The 22,334-nt window shown below is 77.0% G+C and carries 2 protein-coding genes; both read right to left on the bottom strand.

Translation table 11 applies throughout. From position 1 onward, the window contains the following. Positions 1-6: 6 nt before the first annotated feature. Entirely contained in the window at positions 7-13,044 is a 13,038-nt protein-coding gene (locus ACFYNO_RS10100; RefSeq protein WP_388008342.1) for a type I polyketide synthase, read from the bottom strand. 13 nt (positions 13,045-13,057) lie between these two features. Continuing rightward, a complete protein-coding gene (locus ACFYNO_RS10095) occupies positions 13,058-22,216 on the bottom strand; it encodes a type I polyketide synthase (protein WP_388008339.1) in 9,159 nt (3,052 codons plus the stop codon). Between the last annotated feature and the right edge of the window lie 118 nt (positions 22,217-22,334).

The raw sequence follows: 22,334 nt of genomic DNA, 5'->3' as shown, positions 1-22,334 counted from the left end.
CTGCGGTCAGTCCTTCCAGCGCGACTCGGCGTCGCGGTCCATGAGGGCGAAGAGCTCCTCGTCGGTGGCGGTCTCCAGGTCCAGTTCCTCCGACGGGTCCGCGCCGGCGGGGGCGCCGGTGTCCCAGCGGTCCACCAGGGCGCGCAGCCGGGCCAGCACCTCCGTGCGGTCCGGGTCCTCGGCGCCGGGTGCGGCGAGGGCCCGCTCCAGGGCGGCGAGGGCGGCCGGTGCGCCGACCGGGTCCGTCGATCCACCGTCCCCGGCGGGCAGTTGCCCGGCCAGGTGCTCGGCGATGGCGCCGGGCGTGGGGTGGTCGAAGACCAGGGTGGCGGGTAGTTCCAGGCCGGTGGCGGCGCCGATCCGGTTGCGCAGTTCGACGGCGGTGAGCGAGCTGAGGCCGAGCTCGCGGAAGGCCCGGTCGGCGGCCACGCCGGCGTGCCCGCTGTGGCCGAGCACCACGGCGGCCTCCCGGCGGACCAGGTCGAGCAGCAGCTCCAGCCGCTCCGCCGGGTCGCTCAGCGGCGCCAGCTTCGCGATCCACTCCGGCCCTTGGCCGGCCCCGCCCGGTTCGGCGGCGAGCCCGGCGACGCTCACGGTGCTGTTGGTGACCTGCGCGTCCAGCCAGTACCGCTGCCGCTGGAAGGAGTAGGTCGGCAGCTCGGCGCGGCGCGGCCGGGCGCCGGCGAGCGCGGCCGACCAGTCCACCCGCACGCCGCGCACGTGGAGTTCGGCGGCCGAGAGCAGGAACCGGTCCAGGCCGCCCTGGTCGCGGCGGAGCGTGCCGGTGACCACGGCGCGGCGCCCGGCGCCGGCCGCCTCCAGGGTCTCCTGCACCGGCACGGTCAGCACGGCGTGCGGGCTGATCTCGACGAAGACGGTGTGCCCGGACTCGGCCAGGGCCCGGGTGGCCTCCTCGAACCGGACCGTCTCGCGCAGGTTGCCGAACCAGTAGGCGGCGTCCAGCCCTTCGCCGTCCTGCCAGTCGGCGGTGACGGTGGAGAGCAGCGGGACGGCGGCCGGCCGGGGTGCCACCGGGGCGAGCAGGGTGAGGAGTTCGCCGCGCAGGCCGTCCACCTGGGCGGAGTGCGAGGCGTAGTCGACCGGGATCAGCCGGGCCCGCACCTCGGCCGCCTGGTACGCGCTCACCAGCTCCTGCAGCGGCCCGGGTTCACCGGCGACCACGGTGGCCGACGGTCCGTTGACCACCGCGATGGAGAGCCTGCCGTCGTACCCGGCGATCCGCTCGCGCACCTGCTCGGCGGGCAGTGCGATCGAGGCCATGCCGCCGTGGCCGGAGAGGGCCAGGATGGCGCGGCTGCGCAGGGCCACCACCCGGGCGCCGTCGGCCAGGCTGAGCGCGCCGGCGACGGTGGCGGCGGCGATCTCGCCCTGGCTGTGGCCGACCACGGCGTCGGGGTGGACACCGTGCTGCCGCCAGAGTTCGGCCAGCGCCACCATCACGGCCCAGAGGGCGGGTTGCACCACGTCCACCCGGTCCAGCACGGCGCTGCCGGGCGTGCCGCGCAGCACGTCGAGCAGCGACCAGTCGGTGTGCTCGGCCAGCGCGGCAGCGCACTCGGCGATCCGGGCGGCGAAGACCGGCGAGCTGTCGAGCAGTTCGGCGGCCATGCCGGCCCACTGGGAGCCCTGGCCGGGGAAGACGAAGACGGTCTTGCCGGTCTCCCCCGCGGTGCCGGTGACCAGGGCGGGCGAGGGCTCGCCGAGTGCGGCCGCGACCAGAGCGGTGCGGTCGCCGATCACCACGGCGCGTTCGCCGAGCGCGGCCCGGGTGGTGAGCAGCGAGTGCGCGAGGTCCACGGGTTCGGCCGGGCCGCGCTCCAGCAGGTCGGCCAGCCGGCCGGCCTGGGCGCGCAGCGCCTGCGGGGAGCGGGCGGAGAGCACGTACGGCAGCACGGCGGGCGCCGGACCGCGCTCGGCGGGCCGCTCGGGTTCGGGTGCCTGCTCGATGATGACGTGGGCGTTGGTGCCGGAGACCCCGAAGGAGGAGACTCCGGCCCGGCGCGGCCGACCGGTCTCCGGCCACTCCTGACGCTCCGTCAGCAGCTCGACCGCGCCGGTCGACCAGTCCACGAACGGCGAGGGCTCGTCCACGTGCAGGGTCTTGGGCAGCAGGCCGTGCCGGATCGCCTGCACCATCTTGATCACTCCGGCGGCGCCGGCGGCGGCCTGGGTGTGGCCGATGTTGGACTTCAGCGAGCCCAGGTAGAGGGGCCGTTCGGGCGCCCGGTCCTGCCCGTAGCTGGCCAGCAGCGCCTGGGCCTCGATCGGGTCGCCGAGCGTGGTGCCGGTGCCGTGGCCCTCCACGGCGTCCACCTCGGCGGGCGTCAGTCCGGCGGCGGCCAGGGCCTGCTGGATCACCCGCTGCTGGGCGGGGCCGCTGGGCGCGGTGAGGCCGTTGGAGGCTCCGTCCTGGTTGACCGCCGTGCCGCGCACCACGGCGAGCACGGGGTGGCCGTTGCGCCGCGCGTCGGAGAGCCGCTCGACCAGCAGCAGGCCGACCCCCTCGCCCCAGCCGGTGCCGTCGGCGGCGCCCGCGTAGGCCTTGCAGCGGCCGTCGGCGGAGAGGGCGCGCTGGCGGGAGAACTCCACGAAGGTGGTCGGGGTGGACATCACGGCGACGCCGCCGGCCAGCGCCAGGTCGCATTCGCCGGTGCGCAGCGACTGGGCGGCCAGGTGCAGGGCGACCAGCGAGGAGGAGCAGGCGGTGTCCACGGTCACCGCCGGGCCCTCGAAGCCGAAGGAGTAGGAGATCCGGCCCGAAGCGACGCTGCCTGCCGTGCCGTTGCCGAGCCAGCCCTCCAACTCGGCCGGGATCTCGCGGACTCGGGGTGCGTAGTCGTGGTACATCACGCCGGCGAAGACGCCGGTGCGGCTGCCGCGCAGGCCGGTGGGGTCGATGCCGGCGCTCTCCAGGGCCTCCCAGGCGGTCTCCAGCAGCAGGCGCTGCTGCGGGTCGGTGGCCAGCGCCTCGCGGGGCGAGATGCCGAAGAACTCGGCGTCGAAGTCGGCCGGGCGGTCGAGGAATCCGCCGTGCCGGGTGTAGGAGGTGCCGGGGGTGGCGGGGTCGGCGGAGTAGAGCGCGTCCAGGTCCCAGCCCCGGTCGTCGGGGAACGGGCCGATGGCGTCCCGGCCTTCGGCGACCAGCTGCCACAGCTCCTCGGGCGAGCCGACGCCGCCGGGCAGGCGGCAGGCCATGCCGACGATGGCGATCGGCTCGTCGATCCGGGCCGGGGTGCCCGCGACCGGTGCGGGCGCGGACTGCGGTGCCGGGGCGAGCAGTTCGGCGGCCAGCCGGTCGGCCAGGGCCTGGGCGCTCGGGTGGTCGAAGACCATGGTGGCGGGGAGCCGCAGGCCGGTGGCCGTGTTGATCCGGTTGCGCAGCTCGACGGCGGTCAGCGAGTCGATGCCGAGGCCGGTGAACGGGCGCTGCGCGTCGATGCCGTCGCCCTCGGTGCCGAGCACGGTGCCGAGTTCGGTGCGGACCAGCTGCAGCAGCTCGGCGCGGCGCTCGGTGTCGTCGGCCAGCGCGGCCAGCCGCTGGGCGAGTCCGCCGGTGGGCCGGCCGGCCTCGGCGGCGGTGCGGCGCCTGGGTGCCGGGAGCAGGGCGCGGAGCAGCGGCGGCACGGGGGCGGCGGTGGAGCGCAGGGCGGCCAGGTCGAGCGGGGCGGGCACCAGCGCGGCCCGTCCGGCCTGCCGCAGGGCGGCGTCGAACAGGGCCAGGCCCTGGGCGTTGTCGATCGGGCGGATGCCGAGCCGGGCCAGCCGGGCGTGGTCGGCGGCGGTCAGCTTGCCGGTGATGCCGCTGGTTTCGGCCCACTGGCCCCAGGCGAGCGAGAGGCCGGGCAGGCCTTCGGCGCGGCGCCGGGCGGCGAGCGCGTCCAGGTGGGTGTTGGCGGCGGCGTAGCTGCCCTGGCCCGGGGAGCCGAGCAGGCCGGCCACCGAGGAGTAGAGCACGAAGGCGGTGAGCTGCCGGCCCTTCGTCAGTTCGTGCAGGTGGTCGGCGCCGTCGGCCTTGGGGCGCAGCACGGTGTCGATCCGCTCGGGGGTGAGCGAGTCGAGCACTCCGTCGTCGGTGACGCCGGCGGTGTGGATGACGGCCCGCAGCGGGTGGGCGGTGGGGATGGCGTCCAGCAGGGCCGCGAGGCCCGCCCGGTCGGCGGTGTCGGCGGCGGCCAGGGTGACGCTCGCGCCGAGTGCGGCCAGGTCGGCGCGGAGCTCGGCGGCGCCGGGTGCCTGCGGGCCGCGCCGGGAGGTGAGCAGCAGGTGCCGCGCCCCGTGCTCGGTGACCAGGTGGCGGGCGAGCAGCGAGCCGAGCCCGCCGGTGCCGCCGGTGATCAGCACGGTGCCTTCGGGATCCCACTCGGGGGCGGCCCGGTCGGGCTGCTCGGCCCGGACCAGCCGGGGCACGTACGCCCGGCCCTCGCGCAGCGCCAGCTGCTCCTCGCCGCTCGCGGCGGCGGCCGGCAGGGCGGCGGTGGAGGCCGGGGTGCCGTCGGTGTCGACCAGCAGGAACCGGCCGGGCTGCTCGGACTGGGCGGAGCGGACCAGGCCCCAGACGGCCGCCTGGGCGAGGTCGGGCGCGCAGTCGGTGCTGACGGCGTGCCGGGTGACCAGGACCAGCGGGGCCTCCTGGCCGTGCTGCTGCAGCGCGGTGAGGGCGTCGGCGAGGGCGGCGCGCGGCGTGTCGCCGTTGATCGTACGGATCTGCGACACCCCCGGCGCCTCGCCCAGCGGGTGCTCCTGCCACTCGACGGCGAACAACGCGTCGCGGTCGGTCGCCGGGGCGGCGGCGAGCCGGCCGCCTTCGACCGGGCGGGTGGTCAGCTCCTCGATGGTGACCACGGGCTGTCCGGCCGGGTCCCAGGCGGTCAGCGCGAACCGGTCGGGTCCGGTGGCGGTGACCTGGACCCGCAGCGCGGTGGCCCCGGCCGCGTGCAGGGTGACGCCCCGGTAGGCGAAGGGCAGGCGCGGGCCGGCCGCGTGCAGTCCGGGCAGTTGCAGGGCGGCGTCGAGCAGGGCCGGGTGCAGGCCGAACCGGGCGGCGTCGGGGTGCAGCGCCTCGGGCAGCGCCGCCTCGGCGTAGCTGGTCCCGCCGTCGCGCCAGACGGCGCGCAGGCCCTGGAAGGCGGGGCCGTAGGCGAGCCCGGCGGCGGCGAGCGCCTGGTAGGCCTCCTCGACGGGCAGCTGTGCGGCCCCGGCCGGGGGCCACTGGGCCGGCCTGTCGACCGTGGCGGTGATGCTGTCGGTGAGGGTGCCGGCGGCGTGGCGGGTCCACGGGCCGTCGACGCCGGCCCGCGAGTGCAGGGTGACGGCGCGCCGGCCGTCGGGCTGCGACTCGCCGACGGTGACCCGCAGCTGTGCGGCGCCCTGGGCGGGCAGCACCAGCGGGGCCTGGACGACCAGCTCCTCCAGGGTGGCCGCGCCGACCTCGTCTCCGGCCCGGACGGCCAGCTCGGCGAGCGCGGCGCCGGGGGCGATCGGCGTGTCGAAGGCGACGTGGTCGGCGAGCCAGGGGTGGGTGCGCAGGGCGAGGCTGCCGGTGAGCAGCACGCCGTCCGAGTCGGGCAGCGGCACGGCCGCGCCGAGGATCGGGTGGGCGACCGGGCCGAGGCCGAGGCCGGCGGCGTCGGCGCCGCCGGTGCGCGGCTCCAGCCAGTAGCGGCGGCGCTGGAAGGGGTAGGTGGGCAGGTCGAGCCGGGGTGTCCGGTCGCCGCCGAACAGGGCGGGCCAGTCGACCCGGTGGCCCTGCACGTGGATCCGGCCGAGGGCGGCGAGCGCGGTGCGCACCTCCTCGCGGTCCCGGCGCAGCGCGGCGGCCGTGGCGCCCTCGCCGACCAGGCCGGTCAGCACGCCGTCCGGGCCGAGCTCGACGAAGGTGGCCGCGCCGGCGTCGCGCAGCGTCTCGATCACGTCGCCGAACCGCACGGCCTCGCGGGCCTGCCGCACCCAGTAGCCCGGGTCGGTCAGCTCGCCGGGGACGGCGAACAGGCCGCTGACATTGGACAGCACCGGGATGGCCGGCTCCTGGAACGCCAACTCGCCCAGCACCCGGGCGAACTCCTCCAGCATCGGCTCCAGGTGCGCGGAGTGGAAGGCGTGCGAGACCCGCAGCCTGCGCACCCGGCGGCCCAGGGCCTCGAAGTGCTCGGCCAGTTCGAGCACGCCGGCCAGATCGCCGGAGGCGACGGTGGCGCGCGGGCCGTTGACGGCGGCGATGCCGGTACCCGGCCGCAGCGCGTCCCGCACCTCCTGCTCGGTGGCCTCCAGCGCCACCATGCCGCCGATGCCCTGCGGGAGCGCCTGCATCAGGTCGGCCCTGGCCCGGACCAGCCGGGCGGCGTCGGCCAGCGAGAGCACGCCGGCCACGTGCGCCGCCGCGACCTCGCCGATCGAGTGGCCGGCCACGAAGTCGGGCCGCACGCCCCAGGATTCGAAGAGCCGGTGGAGCGCGACGCCGACCGCGAAGAGCGCGGGCTGGGCCCAGCCGGTCTGGTCGAGTTCCGTGCCGGCGGCGATCGCCGCGCGCAGCTCGAGCCCCAACTCCCGCTCCACGGCGTCGAAGGCCTCCGCGAAGACCGGGAACGCCTGGTGCAGGGCCAGCCCCATCCCGGCGCGCTGCGAGCCCTGGCCGGAGAAGAGGAACGCCAACCCGCCGGGAGCGGAGGCGTTTCCGCTGACCAGCGCGTCCGTGCCGGTGCCGGTGGCGAGCGCCCGCAAGGCGTCGGCGCCGCCGAGGACCACGGCCCGCTCCTCCAGTGCGGCCCGGCCGGCGGCCAGCGCCTGGGCGACGGCGAACTCGCCCTCCCGCTCCACCAGTGCGGCGAGGCGGGCGGCCTGCTCGCGCAGCGCCGGTTCGGTGCGGGCCGAGAGCACCAGCGGGATCACCGGCGGCGCCTCGGGCAGCGGCACGGGCGCCGTCTCCTCGGGGGCCTGCTCGATGATGACGTGGGCGTTGGTGCCGGAGACGCCGAAGGCGGAGATGCCGACCCGGCGCGGGCGGTCCAGCCCGGTGGGCCAGGGCTGATCCTCCGTCAGCAGCCGGACCGTCCCGGAGGACCAGTCGACGTGCGGTGACGGCTCGTCCACGTGCAGGGTGCGCGGCAGCAAGCCGTGCCGGATCGCCAGCACCGACTTGATCACGCCCGCCACGCCGGCCGCCGCCTGGGTGTGCCCGATGTTGGACTTCACCGAGCCGAGCCAGAGCGGGCGTTCGGCCGGCCGCTGCTGCCCGTAGGTGGCGAGCAGGGCCTGCGCCTCGATCGGGTCGCCGAGGGTGGTGCCGGTGCCGTGCGCCTCCACGGCGTCCACCTCGGCCGGGTTGAGGCCGGCGCTGGCCAGGGCCTGGCGGATCACCCGCTGCTGCGCGGGACCGCTGGGCGCGGTCAGGCCGTTGGAGGCCCCGTCCTGGTTGACCGCCGAGCCGCGCAGCACGGCGAGCACCTGGTGGCCGTTGCGCCGCGCGTCGGAGAGCCGCTCGACCAGCAGCAGGCCCACCCCCTCGGCCCAGCCGGTGCCGTCGGCGGCGGCCGCAAAGGCCTTGCAGCGCCCGTCCGGTGACATGGCGCGCTGCCGGGAGAACTCGATGAAGGTGGTCGGCGTGGCCATCAGCAGCACACCGCCCGCCACCGCGAGGTCGGACTCGCCGCTGCGCAGGGACTGGGCGGCCAGGTGCAGGGCGACGAGCGAGGAGGAGCAGGCGGTGTCCACGGTCACCGCCGGGCCCTCGAAGCCGAAGGTGTAGGAGACCCGGCCGGAGGCCACGCTGCCCGCGTTGCCGATGCCCAGGTAGGCCTCCAGCTCGGCCGGGACCTGCTGGCCGGCGCCCGCGTAGTCGCGGCCGGAGATGCCGGCGAAGACGCCGGTGCGGCTGCCGCGCAGTGCGGTCGGGTCGATGCCGGCCCGTTCGAAGACCTCCCAGGCGGTCTCCAGCAGCAGGCGCTGCTGCGGGTCCACGGCGGGGGCCTCGCGCGGCGGGATGCCGAAGAACTCGGCGTCGAACTCGGCGATGCCGTCCAGGAATCCGCCGTGTCGGGCGTAGGAGGTGCCGGGGCGGTCGGGGTCGGCGGAGTAGAGGCGCTCCAGGTCCCAGCCGCGGTCGGCGGGGAACTCGGTGAGCGCGTCCACCCCGTCGCTGACCAGCCGCCACAGGTCCTCGGGCGAGGCGACGCCGCCGGGGTAGCGGCAGGCCATGCCGACGATGGCGATCGGGTCGTCGTCGGTGAACACGGCCCGGACGGTGGCGGGTTGCTCGTCGGTCTGCTCCAGTGCGCCCCACAGCTCCTCGGCCAGCCAGTCGGTGAGGGCGGCGGGGGTGGGGTGGTCGAAGACGGCGGTGGCGGGCAGCCGGCGACCGCTGGCGGCGCTGAGCCGGTTGCGGAACTCGACGGCGGTGAGCGAGTCGAAGCCCTGCTGCTGGAACGAGCGGGCGGGGTCGATCGCCTCGGCGGAGCGGTGCCGCTGGACGGCCGCCGCCTCGGCGCGCACCAGGCCGAGCAGGCTGCGGCGGCGCTCGACGGCGGGCAGCGCGGAGAGCCGGTCGATCAGCGCCAGGTCGAGCTCGGGGGTGCCGGTGCTCTGCGCCGCCTCGGCGGGCAGCAGTTCGGCGGCCAGCCGGCCGGGCCGGCCGCGGAAGAAGGCGGACCAGTCGGCATCGGCCACCACCAGGTGGCTGTCGTGCTGGTCGAGGGCCTGGCCGAGCAGCTCGACGGCCTGCACGGGCGGCAGCGGGACCAGGCCGTGCCGGTGCAGCTGCTGCTCGGCGCCGTCGGCGGCGATGCCGTCGCCGGCCCAGTGGCCCCAGGCGATCGAGGTGGCGGGCAGGCCGGCTGCCCGGCGCTGGGCGGCCAGCGCGTCCAGATAGGCGTTGCCGGGCGCGTAGTTGGCCTGGCCGGGAATGCCGCACAGGCCCGCCACGGAGGAGAACAGCACGAAGGCGTCCAGCTGCTGATCTGCCGTCAGCTCGTGCAGCAGGCGGGCGGCGGCGGCCTTGGCGCCGAGGGCGTCGGCCAGCTGCTCGGTGCCGAGGGCCGGGATCAGTGCGTCGTGCAGCGCGGCGGCAGTGTGGAAGACCGAGCCGAGCGGGCGGTCGGCGGGCAGGCCCTCGATCAGCTCGGCCAGCGCCGCCCGATCGGTGACGTCGACTGCGGCGAAGCTCACCTGGGCGCCCAGGGCGGCGAGTTCGGCGGCCAGCACGGTGGCGCCGGGCGCGTCGGCGCCGCGCCGGCTGACCAGCAGCAGGTGCTCGGCGCCCCGGCCGGCCAGCCAGCGGGCGACGTGGCCGCCGAGCGCACCGGTGCCGCCGGTGACCAGCACGGTGCCGCGCGGGCGCCAACTTCCCTCCGGTGCGCCGGTCCGCGGCGCCCGGACCAGTCTGCGGGCGAAGGCGCCGGCCGGACGCAGGGCCAGCTCGCTCTCGCGGGCGGGGCCGCGCTGGGCGAGCAGCGCGGCGGCATGCTCCCAGGTGCCGGCGTCGGGTTCGGCCGGCAGGTCCAGCAGGCCGCCGTGGAGGGCGGGGAGTTCGGCGGCGAGCACGGCGCCGAAGCCCCAGAGCAGCGCCTGCGCCGGGTCGGTCACCCGGTCGGTGGCGCTGGTGGCGACGGCGCCCTGGGTCAGGTACCAGAGCGGGGTGGCGGCGCCGGTGCCGTCGAGCGCCTGGGCGAGGGCGACGGCGGCGGCGTGCGCCCACGGGAGTTCGGGGTGCTCGGGGTGGCTGCCGGGGTGCAGGCCGAGCAGGGCGGCCACTCCGGCCGGGGTGGACTCGCCGAACTCGGCGGTGACGGTGGCGTCGGCGCCGATCGGCAGCAGGGCGGTGCGGGCGCCGCGTGCGGTCAGGGCGGCGGCGAGGGCGGAGACGGCGGGGTGCTCGGTGTGCTGCTCGGGGACGGCGATCAGCCAGTCGCCGGTCAGCGCGCCCGCGCCGACCGGATCGGGGCTGACGGCGCGCCAGTTGATGCGGTACCGCCAGCCGTCGGAGGTGGCGGCGCTGCGACGGCGGTCCCACCAGGCGGCGAGCGCGGGCAGCACCGGCACCAGGCGGTCGCCGTCCACCCCGATCGTCTCGCCGAGCCGGCCGGCGTCCTGCTCCGCGACCAGCTCCCAGAACGACTCGTCGGCCTGGGCCGCTGCGGGGGCGGCGAGTTCGGGCGAGCGGGTGGCGTCCAGCCAGTAGCGCTGCCGCTGGAACGGGTAGGTCGGCAGCTCGGCCGGGCCCGGGCGGGTGCCGGCGAAGGCCGCGGTGAGGTCCACCGGCACTCCCTGGGACCAGAGTTCGGCGGCGGAGCGGAGCCAGCGCTCCCGGCCGCCCTGGTCGCGGCGGAGCGTGCCGGTGACCACGGTGCCGGTCACGCCCGCGGCGTGCAGGGTGTCCTCGATCGCGCCGGTCAGCACGGGGTGCGGGCTGACCTCGACGAAGACGGTGTGCCCGTCGGCCGCGAGGGCCCGGGTGGCCTCCTCGAAGCGCACGGTCTGCCGCAGGTTGCGGAACCAGTAGCCGGCGTCCAGCCCGGTGGTGTCCTGCCAGTCGGCGGTGACCGTGGAGAACATCGGCAGCCGGCCGGCCAACGGTGCCACCGGGGCCAGCAGCTCGGCCAGTTGCTCGCGCAGCTCGTCGGTCTGCACGGAGTGCGAGGCGTAGTCGATGTTGACCGGGCGCACCCGCACGCCCTCGGCCGTGTACTGCTCGGTGAGTTCGGCCAGCGCCGAGAGCTCGCCGGAGACCACGGTGGACTGCGGGCCGTTCACCACGCCGATGGAGAGCCGGTCGGGCCAGGCGGCGATCCGCGCCTCGACCTCGGCGAGCGGGCGCGGCACCGAGAGCAGCCCGCCCTTGCCGGAGATCCGCGCCAGCGCCTGGGCGCGGAGGGCGACGATCCGGGCGGCGTCGTCCAGGGTGAGCCCGCCGGCCAGGTAGGCGGCGGCGACCTCGCCCTGGGAGTGGCCGACCACGGCGTCGGGGCGCAGCCCGTAGTGCTGCCAGAGTTCGGCCAGCGCCACCATGACGGCCCAGAGCGCGGGCTGCACCACCTCCACCCGGTCCAGCGCGCCGGGGTCCTCGTCGCGCAGCAGGGCGAGCAGGTCGGTACCGGTGTGGGGCGCGAGGGCGGCGGAGGCGGCGGCGAGGGAGGCGGCGAACACCGGCTCGGTGTCCAGGAGCCCGGCGGCCATCGCGGGCCACTGGGAGCCCTGCCCGGGGAAGACGAAGACCACCTTGCCCGGCGCCGCGGCCGCCTGTCCGCACACCAGCCCGGGCGTGTCGCGCCCGGCGGCGAGCTCGCGGAGGGCGGCCACGGCCTCGCCCGTGGCGGGGGAGGCGATCAGGACGGCGCGCTCGGCGAGCTGGGCGCGGGTGGTGGCGAGCGCGTGGGCGGTGTCGAGGAGGGCGGTTTCGGGGAGGGCGGTGCCGGCCGGCGTGGCCGCTCCCCCGAGGCCCGCGCTCTGGACGTCGGCTCCGCCGACTTCCCGTTCCTCGGCGCGCGCCCCGTCCCGTGCCTCCACGACCCCCTCCAGGACCGCCGCCAGCCGCCCCGCCTGCGCCGCCAGGGCCGCCGGGGTGCGCGCGGACAGCAGCAGCGGCAGCACCTGCGGCACCGCCCCGGGCGTGGCGTCCCCGTCCCCGTCGGTGGTGGCGGCCGCCGGGGCCTCCTCCAGGATCACGTGCGCGTTGGTGCCCGACACGCCGAAGGCCGAGACGGCGGCCCGGCGCGGCCGCTCCGCCTCGGCGCGCCACTCCCGGCGCTCCGTCAGCAGCCGCACCCCACCGGCCGTCCAGTCCACGTGCGGCGAGGGCTCGTCCACGTGCAGGGTGCGCGGCAGCACGCCGTGCCGGAGCGCCAGCACCGACTTGATCACGCCCGCGACCCCGGCGGCCGCCTGGGTGTGCCCGATGTTGGACTTCAACGACCCCAGCCAGAGCGGCCGTTCGGCCGGCCGGTCCTGGCCGTAGGTGGCCAGCAGCGCGGCCGCCTCGATCGGGTCGCCGAGCCGGGTGCCGGTGCCGTGGGCCTCCAGCAGGTCGACGTCCTGCGGGGCGAGGCCGGCGGCGGCCAGCGCGGTCCGGATCACCCGCTGCTGGGCGGAGCCGCTGGGCGCGGTGAGCTGGCTGCTGCGGCCGTCCTGGTTGACGGCCGAGCCGCGCAGCACCGCGAGCACCCGGTGCCCGTGGCGCCGGGCGTCGGAGAGCTTCTCCAGTGCCAGCACCCCCGCGCCCTCGCCCCAGCCCGTGCCGTCGGCGCCGGCCGCGAACGGCTTGCACCGCCCGTCGGGCGCCAGCCCGCGCTGGCGGGAGAACTCGATGAACATGCCGGGCGCGGAGAGCACGGTCGCGCCGCCCGCGAGCGCCAGCTCGCACTCGCCGGAGCGCAGCGCCTGCGCGGCCAGGTGGATCGCCACCAGCGAGGAGGAGCAGGCGGTGTCGACGGTGACGGCGGGCCCCTCCAGGCCGAGCGTGAAGGCGATCCGGCCGGAGGCGACGCTGGTCGTGCTGCCGGTCAGCACGTAGCCGTCGGTCTGCTCGGCGGGCAGGTGGTGCATGCTCGGCCCGTACTCCTGGGCGATCACGCCGACGAAGACGCCCGCCTTGCGGCCGCGCAGCCCGGTCGGGTCGATCCCGGCGTGTTCCAGCGCCTCCCAGGCGGTCTCCAGCAGCAGGCGCTGCTGCGGTTCGGCGGCCAGCGCCTCGCGCGGCGACACGCCGAAGAACTCGGCGTCGAACTCGCCCGCCTCGTAGAGGAAGCCGCCTTCGCGGGCGTAGGAGCGGCCGGGGGTGTCCGGGTCGGGGTCGTAGAGGTGGTCAAGGTCCCAGCCGCGGTCGGTCGGGAACGGGCCGACCACGTCGCGCTCCTCGCTGACCAGCTGCCAGAGCCGGTCGGGCGTGTCGGCGCCGCCGGGGAACCGGCAGGCCATGCCGACGATCGCGATCGGCTCGTTCCCGGCCTCCTCGATGTCGCGCAGCCGGCGCCGGGTCTGGTGCAGCTCGGCGGCGACCTTGTTGAGGTAGTCGCGCAGCTTCGCCTCGTTGGTGGTCATCTGGTCGCCCCTTTCAGGAAATGCCGAGCTCGTTGGTGAGGAAGTCGAAGATCTCGTCCTGTCCGACGTCCGAGATCCGGTCCGTGAAGTCGGCCTCGCCGACGTTCGCGGTCACTGGCGTGGCGCTGCCGCCGAGGCCGGCCAGCAGCTCGCCCAGCCGGCGGACCGCCGACTCGCGCGGCTCGCCCGAGAGCGCGCCGAGGGCCGTGGCCAGCCGGTCGAGCTCCGCGTCCAGGTCCACCCGTTCCGGTTCGGGCGCGAGCCGGGCCCGCAGGTGGTCGGCGAGCGCGACGGGCGTGGGGTGGTCGAAGACGGCGGTGGTCGGCAGTTGCAGACCGGTGGCGGCGTTCAGCCGGTTGCGCAGTTCGATCACGCTGAGCGAGTCGAACGAGGCGTCCATGAAGCCGATCTCGGGCTGGACGGCGGCCGGGTCGGCGTGGCCGAGCACGGCGGCGGCGGTGGCGCGGACCAGGGCGAGCAGGGTCCGGTGCCGCTCGGCCTCGGGCTGTCCGGCGAGCCGGCGGCGCAGCTCGGCCGGTCCGTCGCCCCGCCCGGCCGGTCGTGGGCGCGGCCGGACCAGGCCGCGCAGCACGGCGGGCAGCCGGTCGGCGGCGGCCTTGGCGGGGTCGAGCACGGCGGTGGCCAGCAGCGCCTCGGCGGTCCCGGGCGTGTCGGCGTCGCCGAGGGCGGCGTCCAGCTGGGCCAGCGCCCGCGCGGTGCTCATCGGGGCCAGGCCGGTGGCGGCCAGCCGTTCCCGCTCGACGGCGCCCAGTGTGCCGGCCATGCCGCCGGCCTCGGCCCAGTGGCCCCAGGCGAGCGAGACGGCGGGCAGGCCGCGCGCCCGCCGGTGGGCGGCGAGTGCGTCCAACTCGGCGTTTGCGGCGCCGTAGTTGGCCTGGCCGGGGTTGCCGAGCAGGCCGACGGCGGAGGAGAAGAGCACGAAGGCGGCCAGGTCGAGCCCGGCGGTCGCCTGGTGCAGCAGCCGGGCGCCCGCCGCCTTGGGGCGGGCGACCGCGGCCAGCCGCTCCGGGGTGAGCGAGGCGAGCGCGCCGTCGTCCAGGACTCCGGCGGTGTGCAGCACGGCGGTGAGCGGGTGTTCGGCCGGGATGCCGGCGAGCAGCGCGGCGACGGCGGCCGGGTCGGCGGTGTCGGCCGCGACCACGCTCGCCTCGGCGCCCAGCGCCCGGAGCTCTTCGAGGAGTTCCGCCGCACCCGGGGCCTGCGGCCCCTGCCGGCTGCTGAGCAGCAGCCGCCGCACGCCATGACGCTCCACCAGGTGGCGCGCCGTCAGCGCGCCGAGGGTGCCGGTGCCGCCGGTGATCAGCACGGTGCCGTCCGGGTCCAGCGCCCTGGGCAGGGTGAGCACCAGCTTGCCGGTGTGCCGGGCCTGGCTGAGGCGCCGCAGGGCGGGCACGGCCTGGCGGACGTCCTGGGCGGCGAACGGCAGCGGCCGCAGCGCGCCGGAGGCGAACAGCGGTGCCAGCGCGGCCAGCAGGTCGCGGATCCGGTCCGGGTCGACCTCGAACAGGTCGAAGGCCTGGTAGCGGGCGCCGTCGTGCTCGGCGGCCACCCGGGCGGGGTCGCGCGGGTCGGTCTTGCCCAGTTCGACGAACCGGCCGCCGGGTGCGAGCAGGCGCAGCGAGGCGTCGGTGAACTCGTGGGCGAGCGCGTTGAGCACGACGTCCACGCCCCGGCCGCCGGTGACGGCGCGGAACTCGGCCTCGAAGTCCAGCGTGCGGCTGGAGGCGATCCGGGCGGCGGGCAGGCCCTGCTCCCGCAGCCCGGCCCACTTGCCGGGGCTGGCCGTGCCGAGCACCACCGCGCCCGCCTGCTGGGCGAGTTGGACGGCGGCCTGGCCGACGCCGCCGGTGGCGGCGTGGATCAGCACGGTCTCGCCGGCCCGCAGCCCGGCGAGGTCGTGCAGGCCGTGGAAGGCGGTGAGGAAGGCGACGGGGACGCCGGCGGCCTGAGCGAAGCTCCAGCCGTCGGGGATCGGGGTGAGCAGGCGGTGGTCGGTCACGGCGACCGGGCCGAGGGTGCCCTGGACCAGGCCCATCACCCGGTCGCCCGCCCGCAGTCCGGTCACCTCGGCGCCGGTCTCCAGCACCACGCCCGCGCCCTCGGCGCCGAACCGGGCGCCGCCGGGGTACATGCCCAGGGTGATCAGCACATCGCGGAAGTTGAGCCCGGCGGCGCGCAGTTCGAGCCGCACCTCGCGCGGGCCGAGCGGGGCGGCGGCCTCCGGGGCGGGGAGCAGCGCGAGGCTGTCCAGGCTGCCGGGGGCGGCCGTGTCCAGCCGCCACGGGCCGGCCGGCGGTCGCAGCTCGGTGCCCTGCGCGGTGAGCCGGGGAGCGGACAGCTCGCCGTGACGGTAGGCGAGTTGGGGCTCGCCGCTGGCGAGGGCCGGCGGGAGGGCGATCGCCGGGTCGGCCTCCGCATCGAGATCGAGGAGCACCAAGGGCTGGTCGGGCAGCTCGAGTTGGGCGGTGCGCGCCAGGCCCCAGACGGCGGCGGCGGCCGGGTCGGGGACGTCCTCGCCGGGGTGGGTGGCGACGGCCTGGCGGGTGAGCAGCACCAGGGTCTGCCCGGGCCGCTGCCGCCGCAGCACGGCGAGTGCCTCTTCCGCGCCGGTGACCGGGACGGCGGCAACGGGCGCACCGGCGTAGTCCTCGGGGGCGACCACCGGCACGGGCGGGGGCTCGGTACCCGCCGCGCCGACGGCCTGCCAGTTCAGCCGGTACCCGGCGTCGACCCCGCCGACTCTTCCTACCGGACGCAGAGTCAGCGCACCGATCCTCGCCACCGGCAGCCCCGCCGCGTCGAAGAGGTCCAGCGCCACGGTGTCCGTTCCCGCCGCCGAGATCCGCGCCCGCAGCGCACCCCCCGTGCTCCGCCGCACCGTCACCCGCTGGAACGAGAACGGCACCACCGTCCCCTCCAGCTCCAGCACCACGGCCTGCAGCAGCGCGTCCACCAGCGCCGGGTGCAGCGCATAGCCGTCCTCCGGGTCGGCGAGCTCGGCCGACGCCCAGCGCACCTCCCCCTCGCCCGTCGACCGGAGCGAGGTCAGCCCCCGGAACGCCGGGCCGTACTCGTAGCCGCGCTCGGCCAGCAGGCGGTAGACGTCGGCCGGGTCGACGTCCGATGCGCCGTCACCGTCCGCCGCGGTCGTCGCAGGCTCCGCGAGCTCGTCGCCCTCGGCCGCCAGCGTCCCGACCGCGTGCTTGGTCCACCCCTCGCCCTCCCGCTGGGAGCGGATCTGCACCGGCCGCCGGCCGGTCTCCTCGGCCGGCCCGACCACCACCTGCAGCCGCACGGCGCCCTCGCGCGGCAGCACCAGCGGCGCCGCCAGGTCCAGGTGCTCGATCACCGCGGCCCCGCTGCGCTCCGCCGCCTGGACGGCCAGCTCCAGGAAGGCCGTGCCGGGCAGCAGCACCACCCCGCCGACCACGTGATCGGCCAGCCACGGGTGGCTGCCCAGGCCGATCCGCCCGCTGAGCAGCCACCCGCCGTCATCGGGCAGCTCGGTGGCCCCGCCGAGCAGCGGGTGCCCGGTGTCGAGCAGTCCGGTGCCGGCGGTGTCCGACTCCGCCGCCTGGTCGAGCCAGTGCCGCCGCCGCTCGAACGGGTAGCTGGGCAGCGCGACCCGCGGGTGCGGGCCGGCGCCGAAGGCGGGCCCGAAGTCCACCGGCGCACCGTGCACCTGCAGCCGCGCCAGCGCCGTGAGGAAGCTCTCCGGCTCCGCCCGGTCGGCCCGCAGCGCGGCGGCGAGCACCGCCTCGCCGCCCTCCAGGCTCTCGGCCGCCAGCGCCGTCAACACCGCGCCGGGCCCGAGCTCCAGGTACGCCGTGGCGCCCGACTCGCGCAGCGCCAGCACGCCCTGGTGGAACCGCACGGTCTCCCGGATGTGCCGCACCCAGTACTCGGGGTCGGTCAGCTCCCCCGGCTCGGCCACCCGCCCGCTGCGGTTGGAGACCACCGGCACCCGCGGCTCCGCGAACGCCAACTCCTTTACCACCGAGCGGAACTCGGCCAGCACCGCATCCATCTGCGGGGCGTGGAAGGCGTGGCTGACCTGCAGCGGCTTGGTCCGCCGCCCCTGCGCCCGCCAGACCTCCGCGAGCCGGTGCACCTCCTCGCGCTCGCCGGACACCACCACCGACCGGGGGCCGTTCACCGCCGCCACGCCGACCTTGGCCAGGTCCAGCTCCGCCAGCAGCTCCTCCTCGGCCGCCTGGACCGCCAGCATCGCCCCGCTGCCCGGCGCGGCCTGCATCAGCCGCGCCCGGGCGGCCACCAGCCGCACGGCGTCGGGCAGGCTGAGCACGCCGGCCAGGTGGGCGGCGCTCAACTCCCCGATCGAGTGCCCGATCAGCAGGTCCGGCCGGACCCCGAACGACTCCGCGAGCCGGTGCAGCGCCACCTGCAGCGCGAACAGCGCGGGCTGGGTGTACTCGGTGCTGTCCAGCAGCGCCGCCTCCCGGCTGCCCGCTTCCGCGAAGAGCACGCTGCGCAGCGGCACGGCGCCGCTCCGCTCGGCGTCGAACAGGTCCGCCACCTCGCCCAGAGCCGCCGCGAACACCGGGTACCGCGCGGCCAGTTCGCGTCCGGCACCGGCACGCTGACTGCCCTGCCCGGAGAACAGGAACGCGGTTCGCGGGCGAGCCACCGCAACCCCGGTCACCACAGCGTCACCAGACGCACCGTCAGCGAGCTCCCGCAGCCCCTCCACTCCCCCGAAGACCACCGCCCGCCGCCCGAAGGCCGTCCGCTGGGTCGCCAGCGCGTGCCCGACCGCCGCCGCGTCCAGGGCGCCGACCCCGCCGGCCAGCAGCCGTGCCGCCTGCTCACGCAGCGCACCGTCCGTCCGCGCGGAGAGCAGCCACGGCACCGGCCCGGCCGGCCCCGGCTCGCCGACCGCCACTTCCTCGGCCGGCGCCTCCTCCAGGATCAGATGCGCGTTGGTCCCGCTGATCCCGAACGAGGAGACCGCGCCCCGCCGCACCCGCTCGCCGCGCGCCCACGGGGTGGTGCCGGTGGGCAGCTCCACCGCGCCGGCCGTCCAGTCCACGTGCGGCGAGGGCCGGTCCAGGTGCAGGGTGCCGGGGAGCTCCTGGTGGTGCAGCGCCTGCACCAGCTTGATCACTCCGGTCACCCCGGCGGCGGCCTGGGTGTGCCCGATGTTGGACTTCAATGAGCCGAGTTTGAACGGAGCTTCGCGGTCCTGCCCGTAGGTGGCGAGCAGCGCCTGCGCCTCGATCGGGTCGCCGAGCGCGGTGCCGGTGCCGTGCGCCTCCACCACGTCCACCTGGTCGGCGCGCAGGCCGGCGGCCGCCAGGGCGGCGCGGATCACCCGCTGTTGGGCGGGACCGTTGGGGGCGGTGAGGCCGTTCGACGCGCCGTCCTGGTTGACCGCCGTGCCGCGCACCAGCGCGAGCACCTGGTGCCCGTGGCGCCTCGCGTCCGACAGCCGTTCCAGCAGCACCAGTCCGGCGCCCTCGGCCCAGGCGGTGCCGTCGGCGGCGGCGGCGAACGGCTTGCAGCGCCCGTCGGCGGCCAGGCCGCGCTGGCGGCTGAACTCGGTGAACATGCCCGGGGTGGACATCACCGTCGCCCCGCCGGCCAGCGCCAGTTCGCACTCGCCGGAGCGCAGCGCCTGGGCCGCCAGGTGGATCGCCACCAGCGAGGAGGAGCAGGCCGTGTCGATGGTGATCGCCGGGCCCTCCAGGCCGAGCGTGTAGGCGATCCTGCCCGAGGCGACGCTGGTCAGGGTGCCGGTGAGGGCGTGGCCCTGGTGGCTCTCGGGGGTCCGGTGCAGCCTGGGCCCGTACTCCTGCGGCATCACGCCGACGAAGACCCCGGTCCGGCTGCCGCGCAGCTCGGCCGGTCGGATGCCGGCCCGCTCGACCAACTCCCAGGCGGACTCCAGCAGTACCCGCTGCTGCGGGTCCATGGCGGCCGACTCGCGCGGGCTGAGGCCGAAGAACTCGCCGTCGAAGCGGTCGGCTTCGGCCAGGAACCCGCCCTGGCGGGTGTAGGAGCTGCCGGGGCGCAGGCCCTCGGGGTCGTAGAGCGCGGCCAGGTCCCACCCCCGGTTCTCCGGGAACGGCCCGATCGCGTCCCGCCCGGCCCGCAGCAGCTCCCACAGCTGCTCCGGCGTGTCGGCGCCGCCGGGCCAGCGGCCGGCGACGGCGACGATGGCGACCGGGTCGCCCTCGCGCTCGCCGTCCGCGACGGCCTCCCGGGCCGGCGCACCCCCTGCCGCCAGCTGCCCGTCCAGCGCCCGCAGTTGCTCGGCGACGGCGCTCGCGGTCGGGTGGTCGTAGGTGAGCGTGCTGGGCAGCGCGAGGCCGGTGGCGCCGGCCAGCCGGTTGCGGAACTCGACGGCGGCGACCGAGTCGAAACCCAGCTCCTTGAAGCTCCGGTCGGGGTCGATGCCGCGCCGGTCCGCCTCGCCGAGGACCAGTGCGACGGTGTCGAGCACGGTGTCCAGCAGGTCGCCCGACGGATCACCGGCCACCGGCAGCGCGACCGAGTCCAGCCACAACCGCCGCCGCTGGAACGCATAGGTCGGCAGCGGCACCCGGCGTGCCTCGGCGCCGTAGAACTCCCGCCAGTCCACCGCGCCGCCGCGCACGTGCAGTTCGGCGAGCGAGCGGTGGAACTGCGCCAGCCCGCCGTGGTCGCGCCGCAGCGTCCCGGTCACGGCGCCCGCGCCGTCGAGGATCTGCTCCAGCCCGACGCCGAGCACCGGGTGCGGGCTGGACTCCACGAAGGCCCGGTGCCCGTCGGCCGCGGCGGCCCGCACGGCCGCCTCGAACTCGACGCTCTGGCGCAGGTTCCGGTACCAGTACTCGGCGGTGAGCCCCCGGGTGTCGAACTTCCCGCCCGTGACGGTGGAGTAGAAGGCGGTGCCGGTGGCGCGCGGACGGATGCCGGCCAGCAGAACGGGCAGGCTCTCGGCCAGCGGCTCCACCTGCGGCGAGTGCGAGGCGTAGTCGACCGGGACCAGCCGGGCCCGCACCTCCCGCTCGCGGCACTGCGCGACGTACGCCTCCACGGCCGCGCGCTCGCCGGAGACGACGGTCGCGGCCGGACCGTTGACCGCCGCCACCGCGATCCGCTCGCCCCAACCGGACGTCTCCGTCCGCACGGTCGCCACGGGCAGCGGAACGGCCGCCATCGCGCCCGCCGCGCCGCCGTCCCGGGCCAGCCCGGCGATCGCCTTGGCCCGCAGCGCCACCACGGCGGCCGCGTCGGCCAGCGAGAGCGCGCCGGCCACGTGGGCGGCCGCGATCTCGCCCTGCGAGTGCCCGATCACCGCGTCCGGCCGCACCCCGGAGGCCTGCCAGAGCGCGGCCAGCGAGACCAGCACGGCGAACAGCACCGGCTGCACCACGTCCACCCGGTCCAGCCCGGGTGCTTCCGGCTCCCCGCGCAGCACGGCGGTCAGCGACCAGTCGGTGTGCGGGGCCAGCGCGCGCTCGCAGTCGGCGATCTTGGCGGCGAAGGCAGGGGCGGTGTCCAGGAGTTCGCGGGCCATCTCCTCCCACTGCGAGCCCTGTCCGGGGAAGACCAGCACCGTGCCGCCGCCGCCCGGCTGGGCGACCGCCCGCAGCAGGCCCGGGTGCTGCTCGCCCGCCGCCAAGGCACCCAGTGCGTCGACCAGTTCGGCTCGGTCCGCCCCGGTGGCCACGGCGCGGTGCGGGAAGGCGGTGCGGGTGGTGGCGAGCGAGAAGCCCAGGTCGGCGTCGCCGAGCCCGGGATGAGCGGTCAGGTGGTCGAGCAGCCGGGCGGCCTGGGCGCGCAGGGCGGCGGGGGTGCGGGCGGCGAGCGGCCAGAACCGCGGGGCGCTCGAGTCCGACGAACCGTCAGCCGACCGGACCGCGCTGCCCACCACCACGTGCGCGTTGGTGCCGCCCACGCCGAAGGAGCTGACGCCCGCCAGCAGCGGCTGCTCCGGCCGGGGCCAGGGCCCGGACTCGGTACGCACCCGCAGGCCGAGCCGGTCGAACGGGATGTCGGGGTTGGGCCGTTCGAAGTTGAGGCTGGCCGGCAGCCGCCGGTGGTGCACGCTGAGCACCGTCTTCAGCAGTCCGACGATGCCCGCCGCGCCCTCCAGGTGGCCGACGTTGGTCTTGGCCGAGCCGACCAGCAGCGGCTCCTCCTCCCGTCCCCCGCCGAGCGCGGCGCCGAGCCCGGCGGCCTCGATCGGGTCGCCCACCCGGGTGCCCGTGCCGTGCAGTTCGACGTACTGCACCCGCTCGGCGGCCACCCCGGCGCGCCGGGCGGCGGCCCGGATCACGGCGGCCTGCGCGGTGGCGCTGGGCACGGTGAGCCCGTCGGTGGCACCGTCGCTGTTGACGGCGCTGCCCAGCAGCACGGCGTAGACCCGGTCGCCGTCCTCGACGGCCCGCCGCAGCGGCTTGAGCACCAGCAGCGCCGCACCCTCGCCGCGCGCGTAGCCGTTCGCCCGGGCGTCGAAGGTGTAGCACCGGTCGTCCGGCGAGAGGGCGCCGAAGCGGTCGACCGTCTCGGTGCTGTCCGGCGCCAGGTTGAGGTTGACCCCGGCGGCCAGCGCCAGTTCGCTCTCGCCGCCGCGCAGGCTCTCCATCGCCAGGTGCACGGCGACCAGCGAGGAGGACTGCGCGGAGTCCACGGTGAGGCTCGGGCCGCGCAGGTCCAGGGCGTAGGAGACCCGGTTGGCGATGATGCCCCGGTTGAGCCCGGTCAGGCTGTGCCGGCCCACCGCCTCGGCCCGGGCCACCAGGGTCGCGTAGTCGCCGCCGATCGCACCGACGAAGACGCCCGCCGGGCCGCCGCGCAGTTGCTCCGGGCGGAGGCCGGCGTCCTCCAGCGCCTCCCAGGCCAGCTCCAGCACCAGCCGCTGCTGCGGGTCGGCGGCGGCGGCCTCGGCGGCGGAGAGGCCGAAGAACTCGTGGTCGAAGCGGTCGACCTGGTCGAGGAAGCCCCCGGCCCGCACCGGCCGCTCACCCGCCGGGAACCGCCCCGCGGGCACCTGGCCGACGGCACTGCGGCCGCCGTCCAGCAGGTGCCAGAAGGCCCCCGGGTCGGCCGCCCCCGGGAGCCGGCAGGCGACACCCACGACGGCCACGGCGTCGGCCGGGACGCGGTCCGGGGCTTCGGGGACGACCAGTTCCAGGCGTGCCATCGTCAGTTCCAGTCCTGAGGGAGCGGGGTGCGGAGCCTCAGACTCGCCTCCGTCTCAGCGGAACTGACCCCTAGCCAACCCCTGTCGAACCCCTAGGAGGCGGCCGCCCCCCTCGATT

Source organism: Kitasatospora sp. NPDC006697, assembly GCF_042869935.1.
GTDB lineage: Bacteria > Actinomycetota > Actinomycetes > Streptomycetales > Streptomycetaceae > Kitasatospora.
Note: the sequence above shows the minus strand (reverse complement) of the source record. Positions and strands in the feature narration are given on the sequence as shown.